The 24,459-nt window shown below is 68.9% G+C and carries 21 protein-coding genes and 1 pseudogene; 8 read left to right on the forward strand and 14 right to left on the reverse strand.

From position 1 onward, the window contains the following. The first annotated feature begins 14 nt into the window (after positions 1-14). On the forward strand, positions 15-1,352 hold the full coding sequence (locus AB5J62_RS06545; RefSeq protein ID WP_370947208.1) for a PLP-dependent aminotransferase family protein: 1,338 nt from the start codon (positions 15-17) through the stop codon (positions 1,350-1,352). A gap of 15 nt (positions 1,353-1,367) precedes the next feature. Beyond that, positions 1,368-2,276, forward strand: coding sequence for an NAD-dependent epimerase/dehydratase family protein (locus tag AB5J62_RS06550; protein WP_370947209.1), 909 nt, complete (start codon positions 1,368-1,370; stop codon positions 2,274-2,276). On the opposite strand, the gene AB5J62_RS06555 is transcribed toward AB5J62_RS06550, so the two are convergent. Then, on the reverse strand, positions 2,263-3,288 hold the full coding sequence (locus AB5J62_RS06555) for an iron-siderophore ABC transporter substrate-binding protein (RefSeq protein WP_370947210.1): 1,026 nt from the start codon (positions 3,286-3,288) through the stop codon (positions 2,263-2,265). The genes AB5J62_RS06550 and AB5J62_RS06555 overlap by 14 nt on opposite strands. Positions 3,289-3,331: 43 nt before the next feature. Between AB5J62_RS06555 and AB5J62_RS06560 the strand changes: the two genes are divergently transcribed. From AB5J62_RS06560 to AB5J62_RS06570, 3 genes are all read left to right on the forward strand, one after another. Beyond that, positions 3,332-4,315, forward strand: a complete 984-nt coding sequence (locus AB5J62_RS06560) for a FecCD family ABC transporter permease (protein WP_370947211.1) — start codon at positions 3,332-3,334, stop codon at positions 4,313-4,315. Beyond that, the gene (locus tag AB5J62_RS06565) at positions 4,312-5,274 is read left to right on the forward strand and encodes a FecCD family ABC transporter permease (RefSeq protein ID WP_370947212.1); all 963 of its coding nucleotides are present in this window, start codon (positions 4,312-4,314) and stop codon (positions 5,272-5,274) included. The genes AB5J62_RS06560 and AB5J62_RS06565 overlap by 4 nt, the downstream gene beginning before the upstream one ends. 126 nt (positions 5,275-5,400) lie before the next feature. Next, positions 5,401-6,528 carry an iron-containing alcohol dehydrogenase gene (locus tag AB5J62_RS06570; RefSeq protein ID WP_370947213.1) on the forward strand — a complete coding sequence of 376 codons (1,128 nt, stop codon included), beginning with the start codon at positions 5,401-5,403 and terminating at the stop codon, positions 6,526-6,528. A gap of 401 nt (positions 6,529-6,929) precedes the next feature. On the opposite strand, the gene AB5J62_RS06575 is transcribed toward AB5J62_RS06570, so the two are convergent. The 5 genes and pseudogenes from AB5J62_RS06575 to AB5J62_RS06595 all read right to left on the reverse strand — a co-directional run bounded on the left by AB5J62_RS06575 (position 6,930) and on the right by AB5J62_RS06595 (position 11,728). Continuing rightward, positions 6,930-7,715: a DUF222 domain-containing protein gene (locus tag AB5J62_RS06575; protein WP_370947214.1), complete on the reverse strand. Its 786-nt coding sequence runs from the start codon at positions 7,713-7,715 to the stop codon at positions 6,930-6,932. A gap of 20 nt (positions 7,716-7,735) precedes the next feature. Beyond that, positions 7,736-8,961 (reverse strand): annotated as a pseudogene (locus AB5J62_RS06580) (IS256 family transposase). A gap of 40 nt (positions 8,962-9,001) precedes the next feature. Next, complete coding sequence (locus tag AB5J62_RS06585) at positions 9,002-9,610, reverse strand: DUF222 domain-containing protein (protein WP_370947215.1); 609 nt, start codon at positions 9,608-9,610, stop codon at positions 9,002-9,004. Positions 9,611-9,881: 271 nt separating this feature from the next. After that, positions 9,882-10,295 carry a MarR family winged helix-turn-helix transcriptional regulator gene (locus AB5J62_RS06590; RefSeq protein ID WP_370947216.1) on the reverse strand — a complete coding sequence of 138 codons (414 nt, stop codon included), beginning with the start codon at positions 10,293-10,295 and terminating at the stop codon, positions 9,882-9,884. Then, positions 10,292-11,728 (reverse strand): MFS transporter, encoded by a 1,437-nt coding sequence (locus AB5J62_RS06595; protein ID WP_370947217.1) that lies wholly within the window; start codon positions 11,726-11,728, stop codon positions 10,292-10,294. Before AB5J62_RS06595 ends, AB5J62_RS06590 begins: the two co-directional genes overlap by 4 nt. A gap of 124 nt (positions 11,729-11,852) precedes the next feature. Here AB5J62_RS06595 and AB5J62_RS06600 point away from each other — a divergent pair, with 124 nt between their 5' ends. Then, positions 11,853-12,719 carry an ABC transporter ATP-binding protein gene (locus AB5J62_RS06600; protein WP_370947218.1) on the forward strand — a complete coding sequence of 289 codons (867 nt, stop codon included), beginning with the start codon at positions 11,853-11,855 and terminating at the stop codon, positions 12,717-12,719. Then, on the forward strand, positions 12,716-13,570 hold the full coding sequence (locus AB5J62_RS06605) for an ABC transporter permease (protein ID WP_370947219.1): 855 nt from the start codon (positions 12,716-12,718) through the stop codon (positions 13,568-13,570). The genes AB5J62_RS06600 and AB5J62_RS06605 overlap by 4 nt, the downstream gene beginning before the upstream one ends. Here the strand turns inward: AB5J62_RS06605 and AB5J62_RS06610 are convergent, their stop codons facing one another. From AB5J62_RS06610 to AB5J62_RS06645, 8 genes are all read right to left on the reverse strand, one after another. Then, a complete protein-coding gene (locus tag AB5J62_RS06610; protein ID WP_370947220.1) occupies positions 13,571-14,803 on the reverse strand; it encodes an MFS transporter in 1,233 nt (410 codons plus the stop codon). It lies immediately after the preceding gene. Then, complete coding sequence (locus AB5J62_RS06615; protein ID WP_370947221.1) at positions 14,800-15,840, reverse strand: PLP-dependent cysteine synthase family protein; 1,041 nt, start codon at positions 15,838-15,840, stop codon at positions 14,800-14,802. The genes AB5J62_RS06610 and AB5J62_RS06615 overlap by 4 nt, the downstream gene beginning before the upstream one ends. Before the next feature lie 81 nt (positions 15,841-15,921). Beyond that, a complete protein-coding gene (locus AB5J62_RS06620; protein WP_370947222.1) occupies positions 15,922-16,272 on the reverse strand; it encodes a hypothetical protein in 351 nt (116 codons plus the stop codon). Between the two features lie 100 nt (positions 16,273-16,372). After that, positions 16,373-18,793, reverse strand: a complete 2,421-nt coding sequence (locus tag AB5J62_RS06625; protein ID WP_370947223.1) for a LamG-like jellyroll fold domain-containing protein — start codon at positions 18,791-18,793, stop codon at positions 16,373-16,375. A 12-nt stretch (positions 18,794-18,805) separates the two neighbouring features. Further along, complete coding sequence (locus AB5J62_RS06630) at positions 18,806-19,780, reverse strand: ABC transporter permease (RefSeq protein WP_370947224.1); 975 nt, start codon at positions 19,778-19,780, stop codon at positions 18,806-18,808. Next, positions 19,777-20,703, reverse strand: coding sequence for an ABC transporter permease (locus AB5J62_RS06635; RefSeq protein WP_370947225.1), 927 nt, complete (start codon positions 20,701-20,703; stop codon positions 19,777-19,779). The genes AB5J62_RS06630 and AB5J62_RS06635 overlap by 4 nt, the downstream gene beginning before the upstream one ends. Then, a complete protein-coding gene (locus tag AB5J62_RS06640; protein ID WP_370947226.1) occupies positions 20,700-22,196 on the reverse strand; it encodes a sugar ABC transporter ATP-binding protein in 1,497 nt (498 codons plus the stop codon). The genes AB5J62_RS06635 and AB5J62_RS06640 overlap by 4 nt, the downstream gene beginning before the upstream one ends. Positions 22,197-22,208: 12 nt before the next feature. Next, complete coding sequence (locus AB5J62_RS06645; RefSeq protein WP_370947227.1) at positions 22,209-23,282, reverse strand: ABC transporter substrate-binding protein; 1,074 nt, start codon at positions 23,280-23,282, stop codon at positions 22,209-22,211. Between the two features lie 164 nt (positions 23,283-23,446). Between AB5J62_RS06645 and AB5J62_RS06650 the strand changes: the two genes are divergently transcribed. Further along, the gene (locus AB5J62_RS06650) at positions 23,447-24,451 is read left to right on the forward strand and encodes a LacI family DNA-binding transcriptional regulator (RefSeq protein WP_370947228.1); all 1,005 of its coding nucleotides are present in this window, start codon (positions 23,447-23,449) and stop codon (positions 24,449-24,451) included. Positions 24,452-24,459 lie beyond the last annotated feature (8 nt).

Raw genomic sequence — 24,459 nt, forward strand, 5'->3', positions numbered from 1 at the left:
TATGGTGCATTCCGATGGAAGAATCATGGGTCAATTCGGTCGACCTGCACCTGGCGCTCTCGGCGTCCGGCAGCAAGCGCGCGAAGCTCATCGAGGCGCTGCGCGAGGCCGTCGGGAGGCTGCCCGCCGGCACCCGGTTGCCGCCGTACCGGTCGCTGGCCACGGACCTCGGCATCGCGCGCAACACGGTCGCCGACGCGTACGCGGAGCTGGTCGCGGAGGGCAGATTGACCGCGCGCCAGGGTTCCGGCACCCGGGTCGCCCAGCGCGCCGTGCCGGTCAAACCCGTGCGGCTGCCCAAGAAATCGCCTGCTCCCCAGACCGTGCACAACCTGCGCCAGGGTCAGCCGGACGCCGCCTCGTTCCCGCGCACGGACTGGCTCGCGTCCGCGCGCCGGGCGTTGACCGCCGCGCCGTCGGAGGCGTTCGGGCCGGGTGATCCGCGTGGCCGGATCGAATTACGTGTGGCGCTGGCCGACTACCTCGGGCGGGCGCGCGGGGTGCGGACGTCGCCGGACCGCGTCGTGGTGTGCTCGGGGTTCGCGCACGCGCTCAGGCTGCTCTTCCCGCAGGTGCTGACGGGCCCGCTGTCCGTCGAGTCGTACGGCCTGCCGTTCCACTGGTCGTTGCTGCCGCGCGCTTTCCCGCTGCCGCTGGACGAACACGGCGCGCGGGTCGGCGAAGCGACCACGAAGACGGTGCTGCTGACGCCCGCGCACCAGTTCCCGACCGGCGGCCCGCTGCACCACGAGCGGCGGGCCGAGGTCGTCGCCAGGGGCGGGCTGGTCATCGAAGATGACTACGACGGTGAGTTCCGCTACGACCGCCAGCCCGTCGGCGCCGTGCAGGGCCTCGACCCCGAGCGCGTGCTGTACATCGGCTCCGCGAGCAAGAGCCTGTCACCGGCGCTGCGTCTCGGATGGATGGTCCTACCCGAGCATCTCGTCGAGAAGGTCGTTGCGGCGAAAGGAGAACGCGAGGCCTGGGCGAGCGTGCCCGATCAGCTGACGCTGGCCGACTTCATCACCTCGGGAGCCTACGACCGGCACATCCGGCGGATGCGCCTGCGATACCGGCGGCGCCGCGATCAGCTCGTCGGCGCGCTCGCGCCGCACATCGAGGTCACCGGGATCTCGGCCGGGCTGCACGCGGTGCTCCGGCTGCCGGAGGGCACGGAGGCCTCGGTGGTGAAAGCCGCGGCGTGGCAAGGGATCGCGCTCGACGGGCTGGCCGCGTTCCGGCATCCGGATGCGACGATGCCCGCGTTCGACGGACTCGTCGTCGGCTACTCGACTCCACCGGATCACGCTTATGGCGCAGCGCTGGAAGCACTGTGCCGGGCCCTTCCTTGATCTACCGTGGCTGGTATGAAGGTTTTCGTCACGGGCGGTACCGGCGCGATCGGCGGCCATGTCATCCCCACGCTGATCGGGGCCGGGCACGAGGTGTCCGCGCTCGCCCGCTCGACCGAAAAGGCGGCGGTGCTCACCAGGCAAGGCGCGAAACCGGTCTCGGTGTCCATCTTCGATACCAAGGCGTTGACGAAAGCGTTCGCGGGACACGACGTCGTGGTCAACCTGGCCTCGTCGATCCCGCCGATGACGAAGTTCCTCTACGCCAGCGCGTGGAAGGACAACGACCGCATCCGCACGCTCGGCTCGGCGGCCGTGGTCGACGCCGCGCTCGCCGCCGGTGTCGGCCGGGTGATCCAGGAATCGGTCAGCATGCTGTACCGCGACCGCGGCCCGCGCTGGGTCGACGAGGACGCGCCGGTCGACGATTATCCGATGACCAAAGGAAATCTGGCCGCCGAGGCCAGCGCGAAGCGGTTCACCTCGGCCGGTGGCGCCGGGATCGTGGTGCGGCTCGGCTGGTTCTACGGGCCGGGCGCCGCGCACAGCGAGCAGATCCTCGCGCAGGCGCGCCGCCGGGTCGGCCTCGTGATGGGCGCGCCCGGCGGCTACGTCTCGTCGATCCACATGACGGACGCGGGCACCGCGGTCGCCGCCGCGCTGACCGCGCCCGCCGGGATCTACAACGTCGTCGACGACGAACCGCTGACCAAACGCGAGTTCGCCGACGCGCTCGCCCGCGCCGCCGGGAAACGGGCCTGGGTACGCGGGCCAGGCCGGGTCGCGCTGGTGCTCGGCGACCGGGTCACCTCACTGACCCGGTCGCTGCGGGTGAGCAACCGGCGGTTCCGGGACGCGACCGGCTGGCGGCCCGCGTACCCGAGCGCCCGCGAAGGCTGGATCGCCACCGCTAAAGCGGTTTGACCTCGGTCGCCGGGTTGCCGTCGACGGCCGCGCTCAGCTGCGGGACCAGCTTGTCCAGCACGAACGGCAGGCTCAGGATCGAGGAGAACGACAGCGCGCGGCCGAAGTCCGTCGGGCTGTCGACGAACACCTCGCGCTTTTCCTTGGCCACCTTGAGCCCGCTGTAGAGCGCGTCCTTGCCGAGCATCGCCTTGCCCGGCTCGATGCCTTCGACGATCCAGACGAGCGCGTCGACGTTGAGCAGATCGGTCCGTTCGGCACTGAGCGCCGCACCGAACTTGCCCTTCATGACCGTGTCGAGGTCGGCGGGCATCTTGAAGCCGAGCGAGGTGAGCAGCCGGGAGCGCGGATCGGCGCTCGCGAAGACGAAGTACCCCTCCCACGGGCTCGCCATCAGCCCGGTCGCGCCCGCGAATTCGGGGTGCTGCTGCCGGATCGTGGCGATCTTGGCCTCGAGTTCGCCGACGAGCTTGGCCGCCAGCGCCGGCCTGCCGACGGCGATGCCGACGTTCTTCGTCAGCTCCTGCCAGCCGACCCCGTAGTCGGGGTACGCCTTCGGCTGCGCGACGACCGGCGCCATCTTGGCCAGCTTGTCGTACTGCTCCTGGGTCAGGCCGCCGTACTGGGCGATGATCAGGTCGGGGTGCAGCGCGGCGATCTTCTCGTACGACGGGACCTCGCCCGCGGGCAGCTTCTGCGGGAGCGCGGCCGAACCCAGCTTCTCCTTGGCCCACGGGCCGATGGCGCCGGGGTAGTCGCCGTCCCACTCGGTGGTGGCGACCGGGACCACGCCGAGCGCGAGCAGCGCGTCCTGCTCGGTCAGCCCGACGGCCACCACCCGGCGCGGCTCCGCCTTGACGGTGGTGCTGCCGTACTTGTGCTCGATGGTCGCCGGGAACGCGCCCGGCTCGGCCGGGCTCGCGCCGGGCGCGGCGGTGGTCTGGTTCGCGGGGGTGCCGCAGGCGGCGGTGAGCAGCAGCGCGCACAGCGCCAGCGCCATTTTTCGAGCCATCGGTACCTCCATGATCAGGTGTTTGTCAGGTTAGCCTAACCTTATGGGCGTGATCTCAGTCCGCCGGTTCGGAGCGCTGCTGGCCGCACTGGCGGTCCTCGCGCTGGTATCCCTGCTCAGCCTCTGGATCGGGTCGAAGGGCATCCCGTTCGGCTCGACCCTCTCGGTGCTGCTGCACAACGACGGGTCGCCGGACGCGGTGATCATCCACGACCTGCGGGTGCCGAGGATGCTGCTCGGGATACTCGTCGGCGCCGCGCTCGGCCTGGCCGGGAGCGTGCTGCAGGCGATGACCGGCAACCCGCTCGCCGACCCTGGGCTCTTCGGCATCAACGCGGGCGCGTCCGCCGCGGTCGTCTCCGGCATCGCCTTCGCGGGTGTGGCGAGCGTCTCCGGCTACGTGTGGTTCGCGTTCGCCGGCGCGGGACTCGCGGCGCTGCTCGTCTACGGCGCGGGCTCGGCGGGCGGCGGGGTCACGCCGGACCGGATCCTGCTGGCGGGCGCGGCCGTCACCGCCGTGCTCATCGCGTACGTCTCGGCACTGCTGATGCTCAACACGGCCACGTTCAACCAGTTCCGGTTCTGGAGCGTCGGCTCGCTGGCCAATCGCCGGATGGACGTGGTCGTCGCGCTCGCGCCGTTCATCGTGGCCGGCATCGTGCTCGCGCTGTGCCTGGCGCGGCCGTTCAACGTGCTCGCGCTCGGCGACCAGCACGGGCGGGCGCTCGGCGTGCGGGTCGGCCGGACGAAGGCGCTCGGCGTCGTGGCCGTCACCGTCCTTTGTGGAGCGGCGACGGCGGCCGCCGGGCCGATCGCGTTCGTCGGACTGGCCGTGCCGCGGATCGCCAGGCTGCTGGTCGGGCCGGACCAGCGCTGGGTCTTCCCGCTGTCGGCGGTGCTCGCGCCCGCGTTGCTGCTGCTGGCGGACATCGTCGGACGGGTCTTGATCGCACCGGAGGAACTGCAGGTGGCCATCGTGACGGCGTTCCTCGGCGCGCCGGTGTTCATCGCGCTGGTGCGCCGATGATCCGCCGGGGCGTGCTCGTGCTGACGGTGCTCGCGGTCAGCGTGCTCAGCCTGGTCAGCGGCGACTATCCGCTGTCGATCGGCGAGGTCTTCGGCGCGCTGACCGGAACCGGTGACGCGCAGTTCATCGTGACCGAGTTCCGGCTGCCGAGGCTGCTCGCCGGGCTGCTCGTCGGCGCGGCGCTCGCGGCGGGCGGCGCGATCACGCAGAGCCTGTCGGCGAACCCGCTGGGCAGCCCGGACATGATCGGGTTCACCGAGGGCGCCGCGACGGGCGCGCTGCTGCTCATCGTGCTGACCGACGCGGGCACGGGTGAGACGGCGGCAGGCGCGCTGGCAGGCGGTTTCCTCACGGCGGTGGTGATCTACCTGCTCACCTACCGGCGCGGGGTGCAGGGCGTCCGCCTGGTGCTGGTGGGGCTCGGGGTGTCCGCGATGCTCATCGCGGTCAACTCGTACCTGATCACCCGCGCTTCGCTGCGTGACGCCGTCGCCGCGCAGTCGTGGCTCGTCGGCGGGCTCAACGGGATCGGCTGGGAACACGTCGGCCCGGTCGCGGCCGCGGTCGCCGTGCTGCTCCCGATCGGTCTCGTGCACGGCAGGCGGATGGCGCTGATGGAGATGGGCGACGACGCCGCGACCGGGCTCGGCGTCCCCGTCGAACGCACCCGCCTGGTGCTGATCGCGGTCAGCGTCGGCCTGACCGCCTTCGCGACCGCGGTCGCCGGACCGATCGCCTTCATCGCGCTCGCCGCGCCCCAGCTGGCCAAGCGCCTGGTCGGCGCACTGCGCGTCGGCGCGTCCGCGCTCGTCGGCGCACTGCTGCTCGTGACGTGCGATTTCCTTACCCAGCGCCTGTTTCCGTCCACGAGCCTGCCGGTCGGCATCGCGACCGGACTCGTCGGCGGGCTGTATCTGCTGTGGCTGCTGATCGTCAGCTGGCGGCGCAAGCGGGCCTGAGCCGATCTGCATGGTGCAGACTTCAGGCGGCCAGCTGACGTATTCGCGGTGATCATCTTGCCGGTCCGGTCCCGTGCGCAGGATGTTGCGAGCGGACAATCGCGCGACACCCCGCCGGAGATGACCATGGCTCGCTGGGATTGGCAGGCACCCACCGAAGTACTGACCGGCGCCGGCGCGAGACGCCGAGCGGCCGTCTCGTTGGCGGGCCGGTCGAAACGCGTGCTCGTCGTCTCCGGCACCGACGCCTGCCGGGCCGGGCTCGTGCAACGCTGGTGTTCGTCCCTTGTGGACGCGGGCTTGCGCACCGTCCCGTTCCCGCTCGACCGCGCCGGCCTCCGCGAGGTGCTCCGGCTCACCGAAGCCGCCCGTTTCGCCGAGGCCGACACCCTCCTCGCGATCGGCGACGACCAGGTGATCGACGTCGTCAAAGCGGCCGCCTTCGCCGCGACGAACCCGGACTTCCGCGGCCACAACCGTCCACTGCGGACGGTCGCGGTGCCGACCACGATCGGCGCGGCAGGCGAGGTCAGCCCGATCACGGTCCTCTCCGACGGCGACCGCCGCCTGGTCATGGACAAACCCGCACTCCGTCCGGCCATGGCCGTCCTCGACCCCGAGTCGACTGCCACCGCGTCAACCCGTTCAGTCCTTTATGGAGCCGTCGAAGCACTCACCCGGCTGTTGGTGCCCGCGATGAGCGAACCACCCGGCTCCCGCATGGCCGACGAGCTCACGGTGGCCCTCGCCCGCTGTGTGCTCGCCGACGCCGACACGGTCGCCACCCGCCTCCCCGAGTCCGTCCGCGTCCCCGCCATCCACCGCCTCGCCGTCACCAGCGCGGCCACGGTCACCAACTGGGCCACCTACGGCCGCCGCGACGAGCAACATCGGCTCTGGCGCCTCGCCACCCCGATCGCCGCCGTACTCGACGTCCCGTCCTCCGCTGTCCTGACCACGCTGTTCGCCGACTGGGTGGCCACAAAGGACACCCCGATCGGCCCGTGGCCCGGCCGGGTGTCCGAGATACTCGGCATGCTGAGCGGCGGCTCGGCCGTCCTGGACCCTGGCGAATGGGTACGCCAGCGCCTGGCGGCCTGGACGTTGCCGGACCGGCTGTCCTACCTCACCGAGGGCGACCCGGGCGCGTGCGACCTCGCCGACCTCGTCTGGTCGGACGCGGCCCCCGGCTTCCCCGGCGCCTCCCGCGAAGACCTCGCCGCCTTCTTTGAAACCACAGTTACCCCAGGATAAAGCGGGCTTTACACCCGGGGATAAAGCCCGCTAAACATCGGGGAGTAAAGCAGGCTTTATCCCGGTCTCTGGTTCTGGTGGGAGGCCTCGTTTTGGGGTTGCGGTGGGTGCGTTTCGGGCCGGTCCCGTATGGAAGTTTCCGCTCGGTGGTCGGGTTTTTGTGGTGGTTGGCAGCGGAAACCTCCATACGGACCGGGGCACCGTGGCGTGATCAGTCGCGGGGTCGGTCGTTGGTGGCTGGGAGTGCGGTGCGCCCACCCCGTTTCTGGGTCGGGCTGCCGGAGGCCGGGGGAAGCTCTCGATTCGAGGTTCGGCTTCTGGCTGGGGATATGAGAATGCGGCGCAGTGGGGTGGCTGCGCCTGGCGGTGGGGCTATGGGTGGTGCGTTTTCCGGGGTTGGTTCAGGTTCGGGTGGTGTGCATGGTGTTGCGGCGGGGCGTCTGGGTTGCGTCGATGAACTTCGGGGGGATGAATTCGGGGTGGTTGTCGTAGGCCATCCGGACTTTCCAGTCACTGTGGTGGATCAGCCGGTGATGCCGGCTGCAGAGCAGGACGAGATTATGGATTTCGGTTTCGCCGTGGTGTGCCCAATGGACAATATGATGCGCGGTACAGCGCTGCTGAGGCTCCGTACACCCCGGGAACGCGCAGCCTCGGTCTCTGATCGCGAGGGCTCGGCGTTGGGCTGGGGAGGCGAGGCGTTGGGCTCGGCCGAGGTCGAGCGGTTCCCCGTGCGCTCCGAGGGTGGCGGGGATGACTTTGCATTCACACGCCATCCGTCGCGCCTCGGCGGCGGAGATATCGCCGACCAGGTCCAGACAGGCCCGTCCGAGGCCGGTTTTGAGGTCTTCCAGCGACACCGTCACCACCACATGCACCGACTCCCCAGCCTGAGTCGGAATATCGGGGTGAGCCATACCCAGGCGAACGAAAGTCGCGAAGGCATCGCCATTGCGTTCCCACTGCGACCGCAGATCGGGACCTTCGTCATCGGTGGCTGGGCGGGGTTTCGCCAAGGGGTCGAGGAGGGCTTTGAGTCGGGCGAGGGTTTCGGAGTCGATACGGACTTTCACGCCGTGGCTGCCGTCGCGGTGGGTGATGTACTGCAACTCGTTCCCACGTTCGGCAGGTTCGGGGTCGCGGGGTTCGGGCCCGTCGGGCCCTGTCATGATTTCCGTGTAAGCCACGGATGATTTCTTCTCTGATTCTAGTGGAGTGGCAGGCGGTCGGGGAAGAGTGCGGCGAGCGTGTTTAGTGCTTGTTTCCAGCCTCGGGTGCCGGTTCCTGATGGTCCGCCTCGGTTGCTGGTGATGTTGCGGAGTCCGAGGTAGAGCAGTTTTGTCGCGGCGGTGTCGCTGTCGAAATGGCCGCGGTTCTTGGTGATTTTCCGGAGCTGGAAGTTGATGTTCTCGATCAGGTTTGTTGTGTAGACGATTCTGCGGAGTTCGGGTGGATAGTCGAGGAATGGGGTGAAGTCGTTCCAGGCGTGTCGCCAGACCTGGATCGCGGCGGGGTATTGTATGCCGAAGTCTTTATCGAACTGAGTGAGTGCGATCTCGGCCGCCTCGAGTGTCGGCGCGGTGTAGATGTCCCGCATGGCGGCGGCGACTTTCTTCCGATCGCCATAGGAAATGAACCGCATGGCGTTGCGGATCACGTGCACGACGCAGGTTTGGACTACGGTGTCGGGAAACGCGCCGCGGATCGCGTCGGGCAGCCCGGTCAGGCCGTCGCAGCAGGCGATCAGGATGTCTTTCACGCCACGGTTGCGCAGGTCGGTGACGACCTTGGCCCAGAACTTCGCCGCTTCGGTGTCGGCGATCCAGAGCCCGAGGGCGTGTTTGCGGCCTTCCATGTCCACGCCGATGGCCAGGTAGGCGACCTTGGAGGTGACCACGCCCTTGTCCTTGACCCGCAGTCGCAGGCCGTCGACATAGAGAATCGGGTACATCTCGTCCAAAGGCCGAGATTGCCACAACGCGATCTCGTCGGTCACCACGTCGGTCACATTGGAGATCAATTCTCGCGACACGTTCACGCCATATACTTCACGTAAATGAGATTCGATATCCCGGGTGGTCATGCCACGCGAATACAGCGACAGGATCGCCTCGTCGATATTACCCAGCCTGCGTGCACGTTTCGGCACGATCGTTTAAGCTCGAACGAACCGTTCCGGTCACGCGGCACCGCCAGCTCGACCGGACCATTCGAAGTCGACACGGTTTTTGGAGACCTGCCATTCCGGGAATTCCCGGAACCGTTCCCGGCGGGGTCTCCTTTCTCATAGCCAAGATGATGGGTCATCTCGGCGTCCAGCGCCCTTTCGAGCACCGCCTTGGTCATCTGATTTAGCAATTCTTGGGCGCCCAGCGCGCCGCCATTCTCGTACGCGTCTTTCACCAACGCGTCCAGCGTTTCTGGCGGTAGCACGCGCGCGAGCGCTTCGCCGGCTGCGGAGCCCGGATCCCGGTCAGGTGTGTCCTCGGTCACAGGTGGAGCCTTTCTGGGTCGCGGTCAGCGACCCGATCCTGGTCCATCCGTGGCTTACACGGTTGTCATGACACGACCGCCCGTCGGGGTCGATCTGGTCGAGCAGCCGCTTCCCTGCCACCGGAATCTCATTCAGATCGCCGACGGCAGCCAGGTCGGTGAGGATCTTCTCCCCGACTTCCCGTTCCTCGGCGGTCAGTGTCGACGGCAGAGCATGCAAGGCCTTCAACACCGCATCGATCTGATCCGCACCCAGATCCCCTTCGGCAGCGGCGGCCGCGGTATAGGGAGCGAACGCGGGAATCTCAGTGGCACCATCACGACGCTGGTTCAAGTCGCGGGCTCGCCTGACCCGCGCGGACGCCTCCGACGGTTTCACCCGCGCGCATTTCGACACCCACTGCGAGAGCGCCGCATAGCCGGTTACTTCCCGCACACCGCGGGATTCGATCTCCGCCAGAATCTGTCCCTGTTTGGCGTCCAAACGGCGCTTTTCTTGTTCAAGGGCGACGTAGTCCAGCATGAGCGCGTCCTTGTCCCAGCGCCACCACTGCGGCGGCGCTTCGGCAAGTGTCTCGGTGGTGGACATGCCTCCATCATACCCAAAACTAGAGGACTATGCCACTGACCACAGGTGGATCCACTGTGGACACCCGAACTGGTCTCAACAAACCCGAGGCGACCAGCACACGTCGTCAGCCCTTCCAGCAACCCGAAACACCACGCAAGCCACGGGACCGGCCCGAAACGCACCCACCGCAACCCCAAAACGAGGCCTCCCACCAGAACCAGAGACCACGATAAAGCCTGCTTTACTCCCCGATGTTTAGCGGGCTTTATCCCCGGGAGTAAAGCCCGCTTTATCCCGGGGGTTCCACAAGCTTCCCGAGGATGCGGTCAAGGGTTTCGAGTTCAGTGGGGGAGAGGGCGAGCAGAGGCTCGGGTGGCGCACCGACGATCAGCCGGGCCCGTTCGGCGTCCTTGAGTCCGGCAGGCGTGATGGAGACGATCTTGCGGCGGCGGTCGTCCGGGTGGACGGTGCGCTCGGCCAGGCCGCGGCGCTCGAGGTCGTCGACGACCAGTGTCGTGTACGGCCGGTCGGTGACCAGGCGCTCGGTCAGCTCGGTCAACGTCATGGGGCCTTTGGCGATGTAGCCCAAGGCCTTGATCTTGATGAAGCTCATGCCGAGCGCTTCGCAGACGGCGTGGCGTCGGTCGTGCTGCTCGAGTACGACGGTGCGCATGCGCTGCCAGACCTGTGCCGCGTCGCTCATGTCGCCTTCACCAGCGATTCCTCCAGAAAGTCCACCGAGACGGCCGAAGCGGTCGCCTTGGCCCAGCGGCCTGTCGTGAGGATGCCGAGTGCGATGACGATGAGGCCGCAGCCGAAAATGATCCACCAGCCGAGGCGGCTGGCCGCGGCGAACCCCGTCTCGAAGGGGCCGGAGATCTGGGCGGTGACGACCGAGCCGATGATCGCGACGCCGAGTGAGACGCCGACCTGGCGACTCGTTGACGCGACCGCGGCCGCTACGCCTGCCTGTGACCTGGGCATTCCGGAGACGGCGGCGTTGGTGATGGGGGCGTTGAGCATGCCGAAGCCGATGCCGAACAGCACGTACGCCAGCACGAGCTGGGCCACCGGGGTGTCGGCGCTCATGCCGGTCAGCAGCAGGGCGGACAGCGTCACGCCGGCGCCCGCGACGAGCAGGGGCAGACGCGGGCCGCGGGTGCCGACGATCCAGCCGGAGATCGGGGCGAATACGGCCGTCATCGCGGCCATCGGCAGGGTCAGGAGGCCGGCGTGCAGCGGGGAAAGGCCGCGTACCTCTTGCAGGTACAGGGAGTTGAGGAACAGGAAGCCCGCCAGTGCGGCGAATCCGCTGATGGCCGTCAATGTCGCGCCGGAGAACGGTGCGCTGCGGAAGAAACGTAGTTCCAGCAACGGTTCCTCGCGTCGCTGTTCGTACCAGATGAGGGTCACCAGCGAACACGCCGTCAGCGCGAAGGCGCCGATGATCAGGGGCGACGACAGGCCCAGGTTGGGGCTTTCGATGATGCCGTAGGTCACGCTCGCCAGCAGCAGGATGACCAGGAGCTGGCCGACCGGGTCGATCCGGCGGGCGCGGGCCGCGCGTGACTCGGGGACGTACAGCGCGGTCAGTGCCAGTGCGAGCGCGCCGACCGGGACGTTCATCCAGAAGATCGAGCGCCAGCCGACCGACTCGACGAGCAGGCCGCCGACCATCGGGCCGACGGCCATGCTCAGGCCGACGACGCCGCCCCAGACGCCGATCGCGCGGGCGCGCTCCTTCGGGCCGGTGAAGGTGTTGGTGATGATGGACATCGCGACCGGGTTGAGCATCGAGCCGCCGATCGCCTGCAGCATGCGGAACACGATGAGGAGCGCCGCGTTCGTGGCGATGCCGCACAGCAGTGAGCCGAGGCTGAACAGCACGAGCCCGGTCTGGAAGGTGCGCCGCCTGCCGATGCGGTCGGCCGTCGAGCCCGCGAGCATCAGCAGGCTGGCGAGCACCAGCGTGTAGGCGTCGATCGTCCACTGCAGGCTGGACACGGACGCGTCGAGGTCGCGGCGGATCGACGGCAGCGCGAGGTTCACGATCGTGCTGTCGAGCCCGACGATGAACAGGCTCATGCAGCAGATCGCCAGTACACCGAGCTTGCGGCGGCGGCTCAAGTCTCCCATATGCTTATAGTCCTACAATGGTTATAGATGTACAACGAGTTTTCGTGTACGTCAGATCACGTAGGCCAGGTGCCGCCTCAGAGGGGACGCCGCGACAAGCCCTCGAGCGGCACGCTTGCCCACCATGAACGTCGTACTCACGCAGGACCTGACCAAGAAATACGGCACGCGTGCCGCGGTCGACGCGGTGAGCCTGACCGTCCGCCGCGGCGAGGTGTACGGGTTCCTCGGACCCAACGGCGCAGGCAAGACGACCACGCTGCGGATGCTGCTCGGCCTCGTCCGCCCGTCATCGGGCACGGCGCTGGTGCTCGGCGAGCCACCCGGCAAGTCCGCCGTCGGCGCGCTCATCGAGGGGCCGGGCTTCTTTCCGTACCTCAGCGGCCGCGACAACCTCCGCGTGCTGGCCCGCTACGGCGGTTTCGGCGACGACGAGGTCGAGTACGTGCTCGCGCGCGTCGATCTCACGGACCGCGGCCGCGATCGCTTCAAGACCTACTCGCTCGGCATGAAGCAACGGCTGGGTGTCGCCGCCGCGCTGCTCGGCGATCCCGAGTTGCTGATACTCGACGAGCCGACCAACGGGCTCGACCCGGCGGGTGTCACCGACATGCGCAAGCTGATCGCCGGGCTCGCGGCGGACGGCAAGACCGTGTTGCTGTCGAGCCATCTGCTCGGCGAGGTCCAGGAGATCTGCGACCGGGTCGGTGTCATCTCACGCGGGCGGCTGGTCACCGAATCGACCGTCAGCGAACTGCGCGGCAGCGGCAGGTTGCTCGTCAAGGCCGACCCGCTCGAAGCCGCGCTCGGGATCTGTGCGCGGCACGCCACCGAAGTGTCCGTTGTGGACGGTGCGCTGGTGCTCGACGGCGGCGAGGCGGCCGAGATCAACCGGGCGCTCGTGACCGAGGGCATCGCCGTGCACGAGATCCGCCCGTCCGAGCGCTCCCTCGAGGACGCGTTCTTCGCGATGACCAAGGAGACGCCATGACCGTATTGGCACAGGGAGCGCGTGCCGAACTGCTCCGGCTGCGGCGCTGGCCCGCCGTCTGGGTGATGTTCGGCGCCTGGCTGCTGCTGAACTTGACCTTCACCTACGTCTTCCGCTATCTCTCGTACGTCGGTGACGGCGGCGGGTTCAACTCCGACGGCCTGAGCAAGCAGCAGATCCTGGCCGGGATCATGCCCGCCGGCGTGCCGTCGGCGGTGCTCGGCGGCATGCCGATGTTCGGCGGCGCGATCCTGTTGACGCTCGGCGCGCTCGCCGCCGGCAACGGATACGGCTGGGGCACGTGGAAGACCGTCTACATCATGCGGCCGCGTCGCGCGCTCACCGCGGGTGGTTCGCTCGTCGCGCTGGCGGCCATCGTCGTCGCGGTCGTGGTCGTGACCTTCGCGGTCGACCTCGCCGTCGCCAGCACGCTCGGCCTCGCCGAGGGACAGGACCTGGTCATGCCTGGGCTCGGCGAGTCGGTGAAGGCGCTCGGTGCGGGTGTCCTCATCCTCGGCATGTGGACGATGGGCGGGTTCGCGCTCGGGACGCTCGCCCGCGGCCCCGCGCTAGCGGTCGGCCTCGGCGTCGTCTGGGTGCTCGCGGTGGAGAACCTGTTGCGTGGCGCGGCTGGCCTGCTCAGCTGGCTTCAGCCGATCACGGACGTGCTGCCCGGCACGGCGACCGGCTCACTCGTGGCCGCGCTCGGGTCGGCGACCGTCGCGAACGGCGGCGCGCCCGGGGTCGTGGCGAACCTCAGCGGTGCCACGGCCACCGTGCTCGCCGCCGTCTACCTGGCGTTCTTCGTGGTGGTCACGGGTTTCCTCGTGACCAGGCGCGACGTCGCCTAGCTACGCCGGGGCGGGCACCGGATCCAGGTGCCCGCTCCGTTCCAGCGCGCGCAGCCCGAACGCGCACGCGCCGCCGAGCGCGACCAGCCCGAGCCACGGCAGCTCCGGCCATCCCGACGACCTGGCCAGGTCGAAAACCGTGCCGGTGAACAGGTTGCCGAGCAGGATCCCGACGCCGACCACGGTGTTGTAGAACCCGTAGTACGTGGCGACCAGCCTGCCGCCCGCGAACCGGACCACGGTGTCCATCTCGAACGGGAAGACCGCGACCGTGCCCAGCGCCAGCAGCGCCGCCGACAGCACCAGCGCGACACCGGCGAGCACCGGCCCGGTGCGCGCAGCCGCGCCCGGCGCGACGAAAGCCAGTGCCATCAAGCAGATCCCGGCGGCCATGCAGGTGCCGGGTGGCCATTTCCGCTGGAACCAGGCCGTGATCTTCAGCTGCCCGGCGATCGCCAGCCCGCCGGAGACCACGAACAGCGCGGCGATCACCGCGGTGCCCGCCGCGCCGGGCCCGGCGATCCGGCGTGCCTCGAGCGGCAGCGCGAGGTACGTCTGGAACGTCAGCACGTACGACCCGATCATCACCAGCGCGAACAGCAGGAACGACCGATTGCCCGCCACCGCGCGGATTCCGGCCGGTGACCGGGCTTCCGGCCGTTCGCGCTGCGCGGGCAACGCCTTGAGCTGGACGACGGTCAGCACGCCGAAGACCGCGGCCGCGACCAGGCAGGTGAGCTTGAAGTCGACCGCCGTCAGCGCCAGCCCGACGACCGGTCCGGCGAGGATCCCGCCCTGATAGAACACGTTGAACACGGCGAACGCTTCCAGCCGTCGCTCGCCGGAGTCCGCGGCGAGGTACGCGCGGACGGCCGGGTTGAACAACGCGCCGGCGAACCCGGTCGCCGCCGAGGCGACGAGCAGGCTCGGCAGCGAGTCGACGACGGCCAGCACGGCGAACCCGCCCGTGCGCAGCACGCAGCCCGCGACGATGAGCGGCTTGTAGCCGAAGCGGTCCGCCAGCGCGCCGCCGACGAGGAACATGCCCTGCTGCGAGAAGTTCCGCACGCCGAGCACCAGCCCGACCGCCCAGCCCGCCAGCCCGAGCGGGCCGCCCAGATAGGTCGCCAGATACGGCATCAGCATGTAGAAGCCGACGTTGATGGCGAACTGGTTGAGCATCAGCAGCCGGCTCGGCCGGTCGAACGACCGGTACCGCGCGAGGAGGCTCATGCCGGATCGACCACCTTGCGGCAGCGCGTCCAGCTCGTCACGACCCGCTCGGCCGGATCGTCGATCGTGGCGGGCGCGGTCGGCCGCTGTCCCAGAAGTCCTTGTGCCGCACAGTATTCGTCGTTGTAGACGGTGTCGAAGTAGCGCTGCGGGCCGTCGGGGAACACCGCGGCCACGCGCACGTCGGGGCCCTCGGTGCGCGCGGCCCACCCCGCGACCAGCGCCACCGCGCCGACGCTCCAGCCGCCGGTCGCGTGATGCGTGGCCGCGAGTCTGCGGCAGGTCCAGACCGCTTCGTGCGGCGCGACCCAGTGCACCTCGTCGAACGCGGCGTAGTCGACGTTGCGCGGGTGGATGCTCGAACCCAGCCCGCGCATCAGCCGGGTGGTCGCGGGCTGGCCGAAGATCGTCGACCCGATCGTGTCGACGCCGATCATCCTGAGCTGCGGGAAGTACCTGCTCAGCACCCGGAAGACGCCCGCCGAGTGGCCGCCGGTGCCGACCGAGCAGACGAGCACGTCGATCCGGCCGAGCTGCGTGGCCAGCTCGTCGGCGAGCCCGGCGTACGCGTCGACGTTGTCCGGGTTGTTGTACTGGTCCGGGCACCACGCGCCGGGTTGCTCGTCGAGCAGCCGCCGCACGCGGTCGCGGCGCGCCTGCTGCCAGCCGCCCGCCGGATGCGGCTCGGTGACCAGGTCGACGCGGGTGCCGTGCGCGGTCAGCATCCGCCGCACGATCGGCTCCATCCCGGGATCGGTGACCAGGGTGACCGGATGGCCGTGCACGATGCCGGCCAGTGCCAGCCCGAGCCCGAGCGTGCCGCTGGTGGACTCGACGATCGGCGCCCCGTCGGCCAGGTCACCGCGTTCTCTGGCCCTGGCGACCATGTGCAGCGCCGGCCGGTCTTTCATGCCACCGGGATTGAAGCCTTCGAGCTTGGCCCAGAAGCCGTGCGGCGGTCCGGTGAGCGGGTCCTCGATCCAGAGGACCGGGGTGTTGCCGACCGCGCGGTCGACGGCTGGTTTGGCTGTGGTCAAGAGAGTTCTCCCGTTTCGAGGGCAGGACGGCACACCGGATGGCGAAGGTTCGCGTCCGGGATCGAGGTGTGCGGTTGCTGCTCAGGTACGGGAAACGCAGTGGTCCAGCAGTATTCGCCGGCCGGTGCGTGCCTGCGACGGCGCCGCGGCGAGCTCGCCGTGCCCGTACTCGGGAATCCAGGATTCCGTTGTGGCGAAAGGACTTTCGAGTACCGGGCCCGGCTGGTCCTGCTGGCGCACGACATCGGCCGACGGCCGCTCGGAGGTGTCCTTGTGCTGCTCGGCCGGGCAGTGGTCGAGGTGCACGACCACGGCGGCGGCATGCTCGTGCGGTGCGTCGTGATGCCCGACGCACGCGGAGAGGTGGAGTCCCGCCACCGCGACCACGCCCAGGAAGAAGAGGACGAGCCACGAACGGCGGCGGGTAGTCATGGGTTCACCCACGGTTGCCACGGTAGCAGATCTTGATCCACACGAACGCGATAAAGCGGGCTTTACTCCGCGGAGTAAAGCCCGCTTTATCCCGGGTTCGCTACCTGCCTCGCGTGTGGACCGCGGCGACCTCGGCGTCGGTGAGCGCGCGGTCGTAGACGCGGACCTCGTCGACCGAGCCGTTGAGGAAGTCGACGGGGTTGCCGCCGTACTTGCCCCGGCCGATGACCGTGTTGCCGGTCGTCTTGTCGGTCAGGCAGGCGTCGCGCACGGCGGCTGGCTGCCCGTCGACGTACAGCTTGAGCTGACCGTGCGCGGCGTCGCGGACGCCGACGAGGTGGTACCACTGGCCGGCGACCGGGGTGACGGGCGCGAGCGCGCGTTCGCCGACGAAGCTGAACGCCAGCTTGCGGTCGGCGCCGGAGTACTGCAGGAAGAACGCGCTGTCGCGGGGCCCGTCCTGGCTGACCACGGTCTGGAACGCGCCGTCGACGACGTTGAGCTTCACCCACGCCGAGACGCTGTAGTTGCCCGCGGTGTCCAGCAGCGCCGCGCCGGTGTCGGCCTGGCCGTTGCCGGTCAACGTCAGCGCCGAATCGGCCCAGCCGCCGTTGGTCACCGTCGCGTCGTGCCCGCCGACGCTGTCACGCGCCACCGTGCCCTGGCCTTCGTTGAACGCGTACGCGTCGATGCCGTCGATACCCGGCTTACCCGGCGGGAACTCGCCCGGCGGCGCCGTGTCGGCCGACCTGATCAACGCCTGGTTGGCCGCACGCACCTTCGCGAAGTCCATTTTGGACAGCTGGCGGTCGTAGGTCCAGAAGCCGTTGATCTCCTTCTCGACGTCGGTCGTCTGGGTGTAGACGCCCGCCGAGACCCCGCATCGCTGCTTGATAAGCGTGAGACGCTTCTGCAACTCGACATAGCGATCGGTCAGCACAGTGCTGTTCGGCACGATCTCGTACGCGAAGCTGCCGGCCGGGTCGAACTCGTGTCCCGGCGTCTTAAGCCCCAGCCCGCCGTACTCGCCGTCGACAGCGGCTCGCGTCGCTGACGGCATCGGGGCGCCTGGCCCGATGTACATGTGGTTGTCGTACATGTCGCCGCGGCCGCTGTCCGGCTCCGAGTCGCAGCAGTTCACGCCGCTCTCGGCGTTGACCAGCCTGCTCGGGTCCCAGGCCTTGACCTGGTCGGCGATCCGGCCGACCTCGTAGTCGCCCCAGCCCTCGTTGAACGGCACCCAGGTGACGATCGAGGTGAAGCTCTTGTGCTGCTCGATCATCCGGTGCAGCTCGGACTCGAAGTTCGCGCGCCCGGTCGGCGACGCCTCACGGCCGGTCATCATCGACGGCATGTCCTGCCAGACCAGCAGCCCGAGCCGGTCCGCGTGGTAGTACCAGCGATCGGGTTCGACCTTGATGTGCTTGCGGACCATGTTGAAGCCGAGTGCCTTCTCCTGCTCCAGGTCGAACCGCAGCGCCGCGTCGGTCGGCGCGGTGTGGATGCCGTCCGGCCAGAAACCCTGGTCCAGCGGGCCCATCTGCATGACGAACTTGCCGTTCAGCATCATCCGGGTCTTGCCGTCGGACGTCTTGCCGAGACTGATCGACCGCATGCCGAAGTACGAGCCGACCTGGTCGCCGTTCAGCCTGACCCGCAGTGTGTAGAGGTGCGGGTCGTCCGGGGTCCACAGATGCGGCCTGGGCACCGGCAGCGACAGGGGCGTGTTGGCCATGCCGCTCACCCGGCCGACCATGCGGTTTCCGTCGTACGCGACCGCTTCGACGATGCCGCCGCCGGTCGCGCGGACGTTCAGCGCGAGCGCGCTCTTCGCCAGATCGGGCGTCATGTCGAGCCGCTCGATGTGCGTCGCGGCGACGGGTTCGAGCCAGACCGTCTGCCAGATACCGGAACTCGGCGTGTAGAAGATGCCGTCGCCGGGCTTGCGCTGCTTGCCCAGCGGCTGCTCGCCCGCGTCGTTCGGATCGGACACGCCGACCACGATCTCCTGCTCGCCCGAGGACTTCAGCGCGTCGGTCACGTCGACCGAGAACGCGTCGTAGCCGCCGGTGTGCCGGGTGACCTGCTTGCCGTTGACCCACACGGTCGTGGCCCAGTCGACCGCCTGGAACCGCAGCACCACCCGGTCACGCCACTCGCGCGGCACGGTGAACGTGCGGCGGTACCACATGTTCGTCTCGTGCCGCTGGATCCCGGACAACGCGGACTCCACCGGGTACGGCACGAGGATCCGCTCCGCGAGGTTCTTCCCGATCGGCGGCGCCTCACCGGCCGTGGCCTTCGAGAACTGCCACACCCCGTTGAGGTTCTGCCAGCGGTCGCGGGTCAGCTGCGGCCGCGGGTACTCCGGCAGGGCGTTGGTCGGCGAAACCTGGTCGGACCACGGCGTCTTCAGCGCTGGTTCGATTCGCTTCCAGCTTGGCGGGTCCGCTGAGGCAACGCCCACAGTGGACAGTAGGACGGCGACGACGGCGAGTAGCACCGGACGCGGAGAGAACATGTACGAACCTCTCTATGCGTTACGGGATTTGGCGAGCCAGCGCTGGACCACGACGACCACGAGCAGGAAGCCGCCGCTGACCACCGACTGGAAATTGCTGTCGAGAGTGCCGATCTGGTTGATCACGCTCTGGATCACGTTGCGCAGGCCGACGCCGATCACCGTGCCGATGATCGTGCCCGCGCCGCCGGTGAGCAGCGTGCCGCCGATGACCACGACGGCGATCGCGTCGAGTTCCGTGCCGACGCCGATCACGGTCACGCCGGACTGGAGGTACGCGGCGGTCAGCGCGCCGGCGAACCCGGCGAGCAGCCCGCTCATCGTGTACACCGCGATCTTGGTGCGGGCCACCGGCAGGCCCATCAGCAGCGCGGACGACTCGGCGCCGCCGGTGGCGAACACCGACTGCCCGAACCGCGTCCGTCGCAAAAGGACACCACCGGCGAGGCACAGCGCAGCGGCGATGTAGACCGGATACCCGATACCGAGGAAAGTCCCTTGGCCCAAGCGAAGGAAGACAGCGTCACCCGGGATCTTGAACGTCGTCGACCCCTCGCTGGTGATCGCCAGCAGCAGCCCGCGTGCGAACAGTAGCGACGCCAGCGTGACGATGAACGGCGCCATTCCCGTGCGCGCCACCAGTATCCCGTTGATCAGCCCGATGATCCCGCACACGGCGAGCGGCAGCAGGAGCGAGCCGAAGAACCCCCATTGCGAGCCGTACGCCGCGAGCACACCGCCCAGCGCGTACACCGAGCCGACCGACAGGTCGATACCGCCGGTGATGATCACGAACGTCATGCCGAGCGCGATGACCAGCAGGAACGAGCTCTGCAGCGCCAGGTCACGCAGGTTCCCGAGCGAGCCGAAGCGCGGGAACGCGATCCACGCGACGGCGATGACCACGACGAGCACGACCGCCGCGCCCTGCCGCTGCAGCAGGCTCGCCCACCGCTCCCGGTTGGCCTGGACCGTGGTCGCCGTCATCGCGTGCTCCGCTCTCGTGCGACGTAGACGGCCGCGATGATGATCGCCGCCTGCACCATCTGCGTGGCCGAATCCGGCAGGTCGTGCTTGATCAGCGTGGCGCGGACGAGCTGCATCAGCACCGCGCCCATGACCGTGCCGAGCACCCGTACCCGCCCGCCGGTCAGCGGCGTGCCGCCGACGACCACCGCGGTGATCGCCGAAAGTTCCATCAGCAGCCCGATGTCCGCCGGGTCGCTGGCGCCGAGCCGCGCGGTCGCCAGTACGCCCGCGACCCCGGCGAGCACGCCGCAGATCGCGTAGACGCCGATGAGCACGCGCTTCACGGGCAACCCGGCCAGCGCGCTCGCGGACCGGTTCCCGCCGATCGCCACCAGCTGACGCCCGAACGTGGTCCGCTGCACCAGCAGCCCGACGCCGACCGCGAGCACCGCCGCGACCAGCACGCTCACCGGGATGCCGAACACGTCGCCGTTGCCCAGCGACAGGAACTCCGGCGACCGGACCTCGACGAGCTTGCCCTCGGCGATCACGAGCGCGAGCCCTCGCCCGCCGACCAAGAGCCCGAGCGTGGCCACGATCGGCTGAATTCCGAGCTGTGCCACCAGAAATCCGTTGAACAACCCGGCGGCCAGCCCGACCACGAGCGCGACCAGCACGGCCAGCAGCGGTCCGTACCCGAGATAGAGCGGGATGAGCGCGGCGGACAACGCCATCACCGCGCCGACGGACAGGTCGACGCCCTCGGTGCCGATGACCAGCGCCATCCCGAGCGCCACGATGCACACCGGCGCCGCTTGCAACAGCTGGGTGCGGAAGTTGGCGGCGGACACGAAGTTCTCGGTGAACAGCAGGTTGAACGCGAACAACCCGGCGACCGCCAGGTAGACGCCGTACTCCTGCAACCATCTGGTCCGCGTCATGAGCGCGTCCCCGCGATCGCGGCCAGCACGTTCTTCTCGGTGACGTCCTCACCGCTCAGCTCACCGGCGACGGTCCCGTCGCGCAGCACCACGATCCGGTCGGCGCCGTCGATGAGCTCCTCCATTTCGGACGAGATCAGCAGCACGGCGAGCCCTTCGCGCGCGAGTTCGTCGATCAGGGCCTGCACCTCGGCCTTCGCGCCGACGTCGATGCCGCGGCTCGGTTCGTCGAGCAGCAGCACCTTCGGCTGAGTGCAGAGCCAGCGGGCGAGCAGCACCTTCTGCTGGTTGCCGCCGGACAACTCGGCGACCTTCTGATCGGGGCTGGACGCCTTGATACGCAGGCGTTTCATGAACGTGTCCACGATCCTGTCCTGTTTGGACCGGCTGACCAGCCCGAACCGGGACAGCCGGGGGAGCGCGGCGAGCGCGATGTTCTCGCGGACGGACAGGTTCGGGATGATCCCGTCGGCCTTGCGGTCCTCGGCGAGCAGGCTGATCCCGGCGCGCATGGCCTGGGCGACCGTGCGCTTGACCGGCTTCCCGGCGAGCAGCACGGTGCCACCGTCGAGCGGCAGCGCGCCGATGATCGCGCGTGCGGTCTCGCTGCGGCCGGAGCCGAGCAGCCCGGCGAGCCCGACGACCTCACCCGGCCTGACCGTCACCGACACGTCGTTGATCCTGGTGCCGCTGGTCAGGTTTTCCGCCCGCAGCAACGGTTCCTTCGATGCGTGGTGATCCTCGCCGAAACCCGTCGTGCCGTGTTCACGGATGTCGCTGACCGCCCGGCCGAGCATCATCGACACCAGCTCGATCCTGGGCAGGTCCGCCAGCGGTCCACTGTGGACGAGTTTGCCGTCGCGCAGCACGGTGACCTGGTCGCAGATCCGGTACAGCTCGTCCATCCGGTGACTCACATAGAGGATCGCGATGCCCTCGCGGTGCAGCCGTTCGATGACCGTGAACAGCGTCTCGACCTCGCGAGGCTCCAAAGAGGACGTCGGCTCGTCCATGATGACCACCCGCGCGTCGAGCGAGACCGCGCGGGCGAGCGCCACCATCTGCTGCGCGCCGACGCCCAGGCTGGCCAGCGGCTTGCGCACGTCGGCCGTGATGCCGTACCCCGCGAGGAGTTCAGTGGAGTCGGCGTTGAGCTTGCGCCAGTCGATCAGGCCCCGGTTGCGAGGCTCGCGGCCGAGGAACACGTTGGCCGCGATGCTCATCAGCGGGATGAGGTTGACCTCTTGGTAGATCGTGGAGATCCCGGCCTGCTGCGCCTGGATCGGCTTGGCGAAGGTCACCGGGGCGCCGTGGTGCCGCAGCACCCCGCCGTCCGGCTGATAGACCCCGGTCAGCACCTTGATCAGGGTGGACTTCCCGGCACCGTTCTCCCCGACGAGCGCGTGCACCTCGCCGGGTCTCAGCGTGAACGAGACCCGGTCGAGTGCCTTGACGCCGAGGAACTCCTTGGAGACTTCGACGGCTTCCAGCACGGTTGTGCCCTCTCAGTAAGCGTTCGCGACCTTCTGCGACGCGTTGGTCTCGTCGTACTGGTCGTCCGAGATGATCACGGTCGGCTGGATCGGCTTCCCGTCCGCGAACTGTTGCAGCGTCTGGAAAGCGAGGTTGCCGAAGCGCGGGTTCGACTCGATGACCGCGTTGTACGACCCGTCGACGACGAGCTGCACGGCGTTGCGGGTGCCGTCGATCGAGACGATCTTGACGTCCTTGCCGGGGTTCTTGCCCGCGGCCTTGAGCGCGTTGACCGCGCCGATGCCCATCTCGTCGTTCTCGGCGTAGACCGCGGTGAGGTCGGGGTGGCTCTGGATGAGCTGCTCCATCACGGCTTGCCCCTTGGAGCGATCGAACTCACCGGTCTGCTGCGCCACGATGGACAGTCCCTTGGCGCTCGCCAGCTGGTCGGTGAAGCCCTTGGTGCGGTCGGTGGTGACGTTGTTGCCCGAGGACCCGAGCAGGATCGCGACCTTGCCGGTGCCACCGGTCACCCTGATCATCTCGTCGGCGGCACGCTTGCCCTGCGCGACGAAGTCGGAGCCGATGAAGGTCAGGTAGTCGGTGCACGGCGCCTGCGTGACCTTGCGGTCGACGGTGACGACCGGGACCTTCTTCGCCTTGGCCGCCTCGAGCGCCGGCGCCAGGCCGTCGGAGTTCAGCGGCGCCACGATCAGCGCCTGCGCGCCCTGGTCGAGCATCGACTTGATGTCGGCGATCTGCTTGTTCAGGTCGCTCTGCGCGTTCGTGACCAGCAGGTTCGACGCCGGGATGCCGAGCTTGCCCGCCTCGTCCTTGATCGACTGCGTCTCGGCGATCCGGAACGGGTTGGCCTCCTTCTCCGACTGGGAGAAGCCGATCTTCGCGGTCTTCAGGTCGAGCTTGGGGTAGCCGGTCTGGGCGAGCGTGCAGCCGGGACCGGCGGACTGCTGCGGCGCGGCCGAGGCGGCCGGGCCTGGCCCGGACGGCGCCGAGTTCTGCGACTCGGTCTTGGCGCAGCCCGCGAGCAGTGCGAGTGAGGCGAGTGAGGCGACCGCGACGGCGGCGCGCTGGGCGGGGACGTGCATGGGTGCTGCTCCTTCATGCCGGGGAGACGTCGGCGGACGTGCGGGGCGGCGGTGACCCGCGTCACTCCGGATGGCTTCCACCAGTTTTTACATCGTTGGCACAACGTTGTAAAGCGGCAAAGGTTGTAGCTAGGATCTGCTCGCGAGACCGGAAGGGGAGTTGCATGGCGCCGACGCTGAAGGATGTCGCCACGCTGGCGGGGGTGTCGGTGAAGACGGTTTCGAACGTCGTCAACGGCTACGACTTCGTCAAGCCGGAGAACCGGCGCCGGGTCGAAGAAGCGCTGGCCGCGACCGGGTATCGGCCCAACATGGGCGCGCGGAACCTGCGCCGCGGCCGCACCGGGTTCATCGCGCTGGTCGTGCCGGAGCTGAGCATCCCGTACTTCGGCGAACTGGCCGGGCTGGTGATCACCGCCGCGCACGATCGCGACTGGAGCGTGCTCATCGAGCAGACCCAGGGCACCCGCGAGCGGGAGCGCGCGACGCTGGCCTCACTCGGCCCGCACATGATCGACGGCGCGATCATCGGACCGGAGGCGCTGGAAGTCGACGATTTCACCGAGCTGGCGCCGAAAGTCCCGCTGGTCATGCTCGGTGAGCACGCGCTCGACGTGCCGATCGACCGCGTCGCCATCGACAACGTCCTCGCCGCGCGCACCGCCGTGGCGCACCTGGCCGGGATGGGCCGCCGCCGGATCGCCGCCATCGGCGCGAACCCGCACCGTGGCACGGCCGCGCTGCGGCTGACCGGCTACCGCGAGGCGCTGGCCGCCGCCGGGCTGCCGTCGCCGCCCGAATACGTCTCGCCGGCGTTGAACTACCACCGCGCGGATGGCGCGACGGCCATGGCGCACCTGCTCAGCCTGCCCGAACCGCCGGACGCGGTGTTCTGCTTCAACGACATGCTCGCCATCGGCGCGCTGCGCACGGCTGCCGAACGCGGCTTCCGGGTCCCCGACGACATCGCGATCGCCGGGTTCGACAACACCGAAGAGAGCGCGTACTCGCTCCCGTCGCTGACCACGATCGCGCCCGACAAAGCGGCCATCGCCCGCGCGGCGGTCGACCTCATCCACCGGCGCTCGGAGCCGGACGCGTTCGAGCCGACCGAGGTGCAGACGCCGTTCGCGCTCCAGGTCAGGGAGAGCACGACCGGGCTCGTCTAGCATCGGGG

It is taken from the genome of Amycolatopsis sp. cg5 (genome assembly GCF_041346955.1).
Classification (GTDB): domain Bacteria; phylum Actinomycetota; class Actinomycetes; order Mycobacteriales; family Pseudonocardiaceae; genus Amycolatopsis.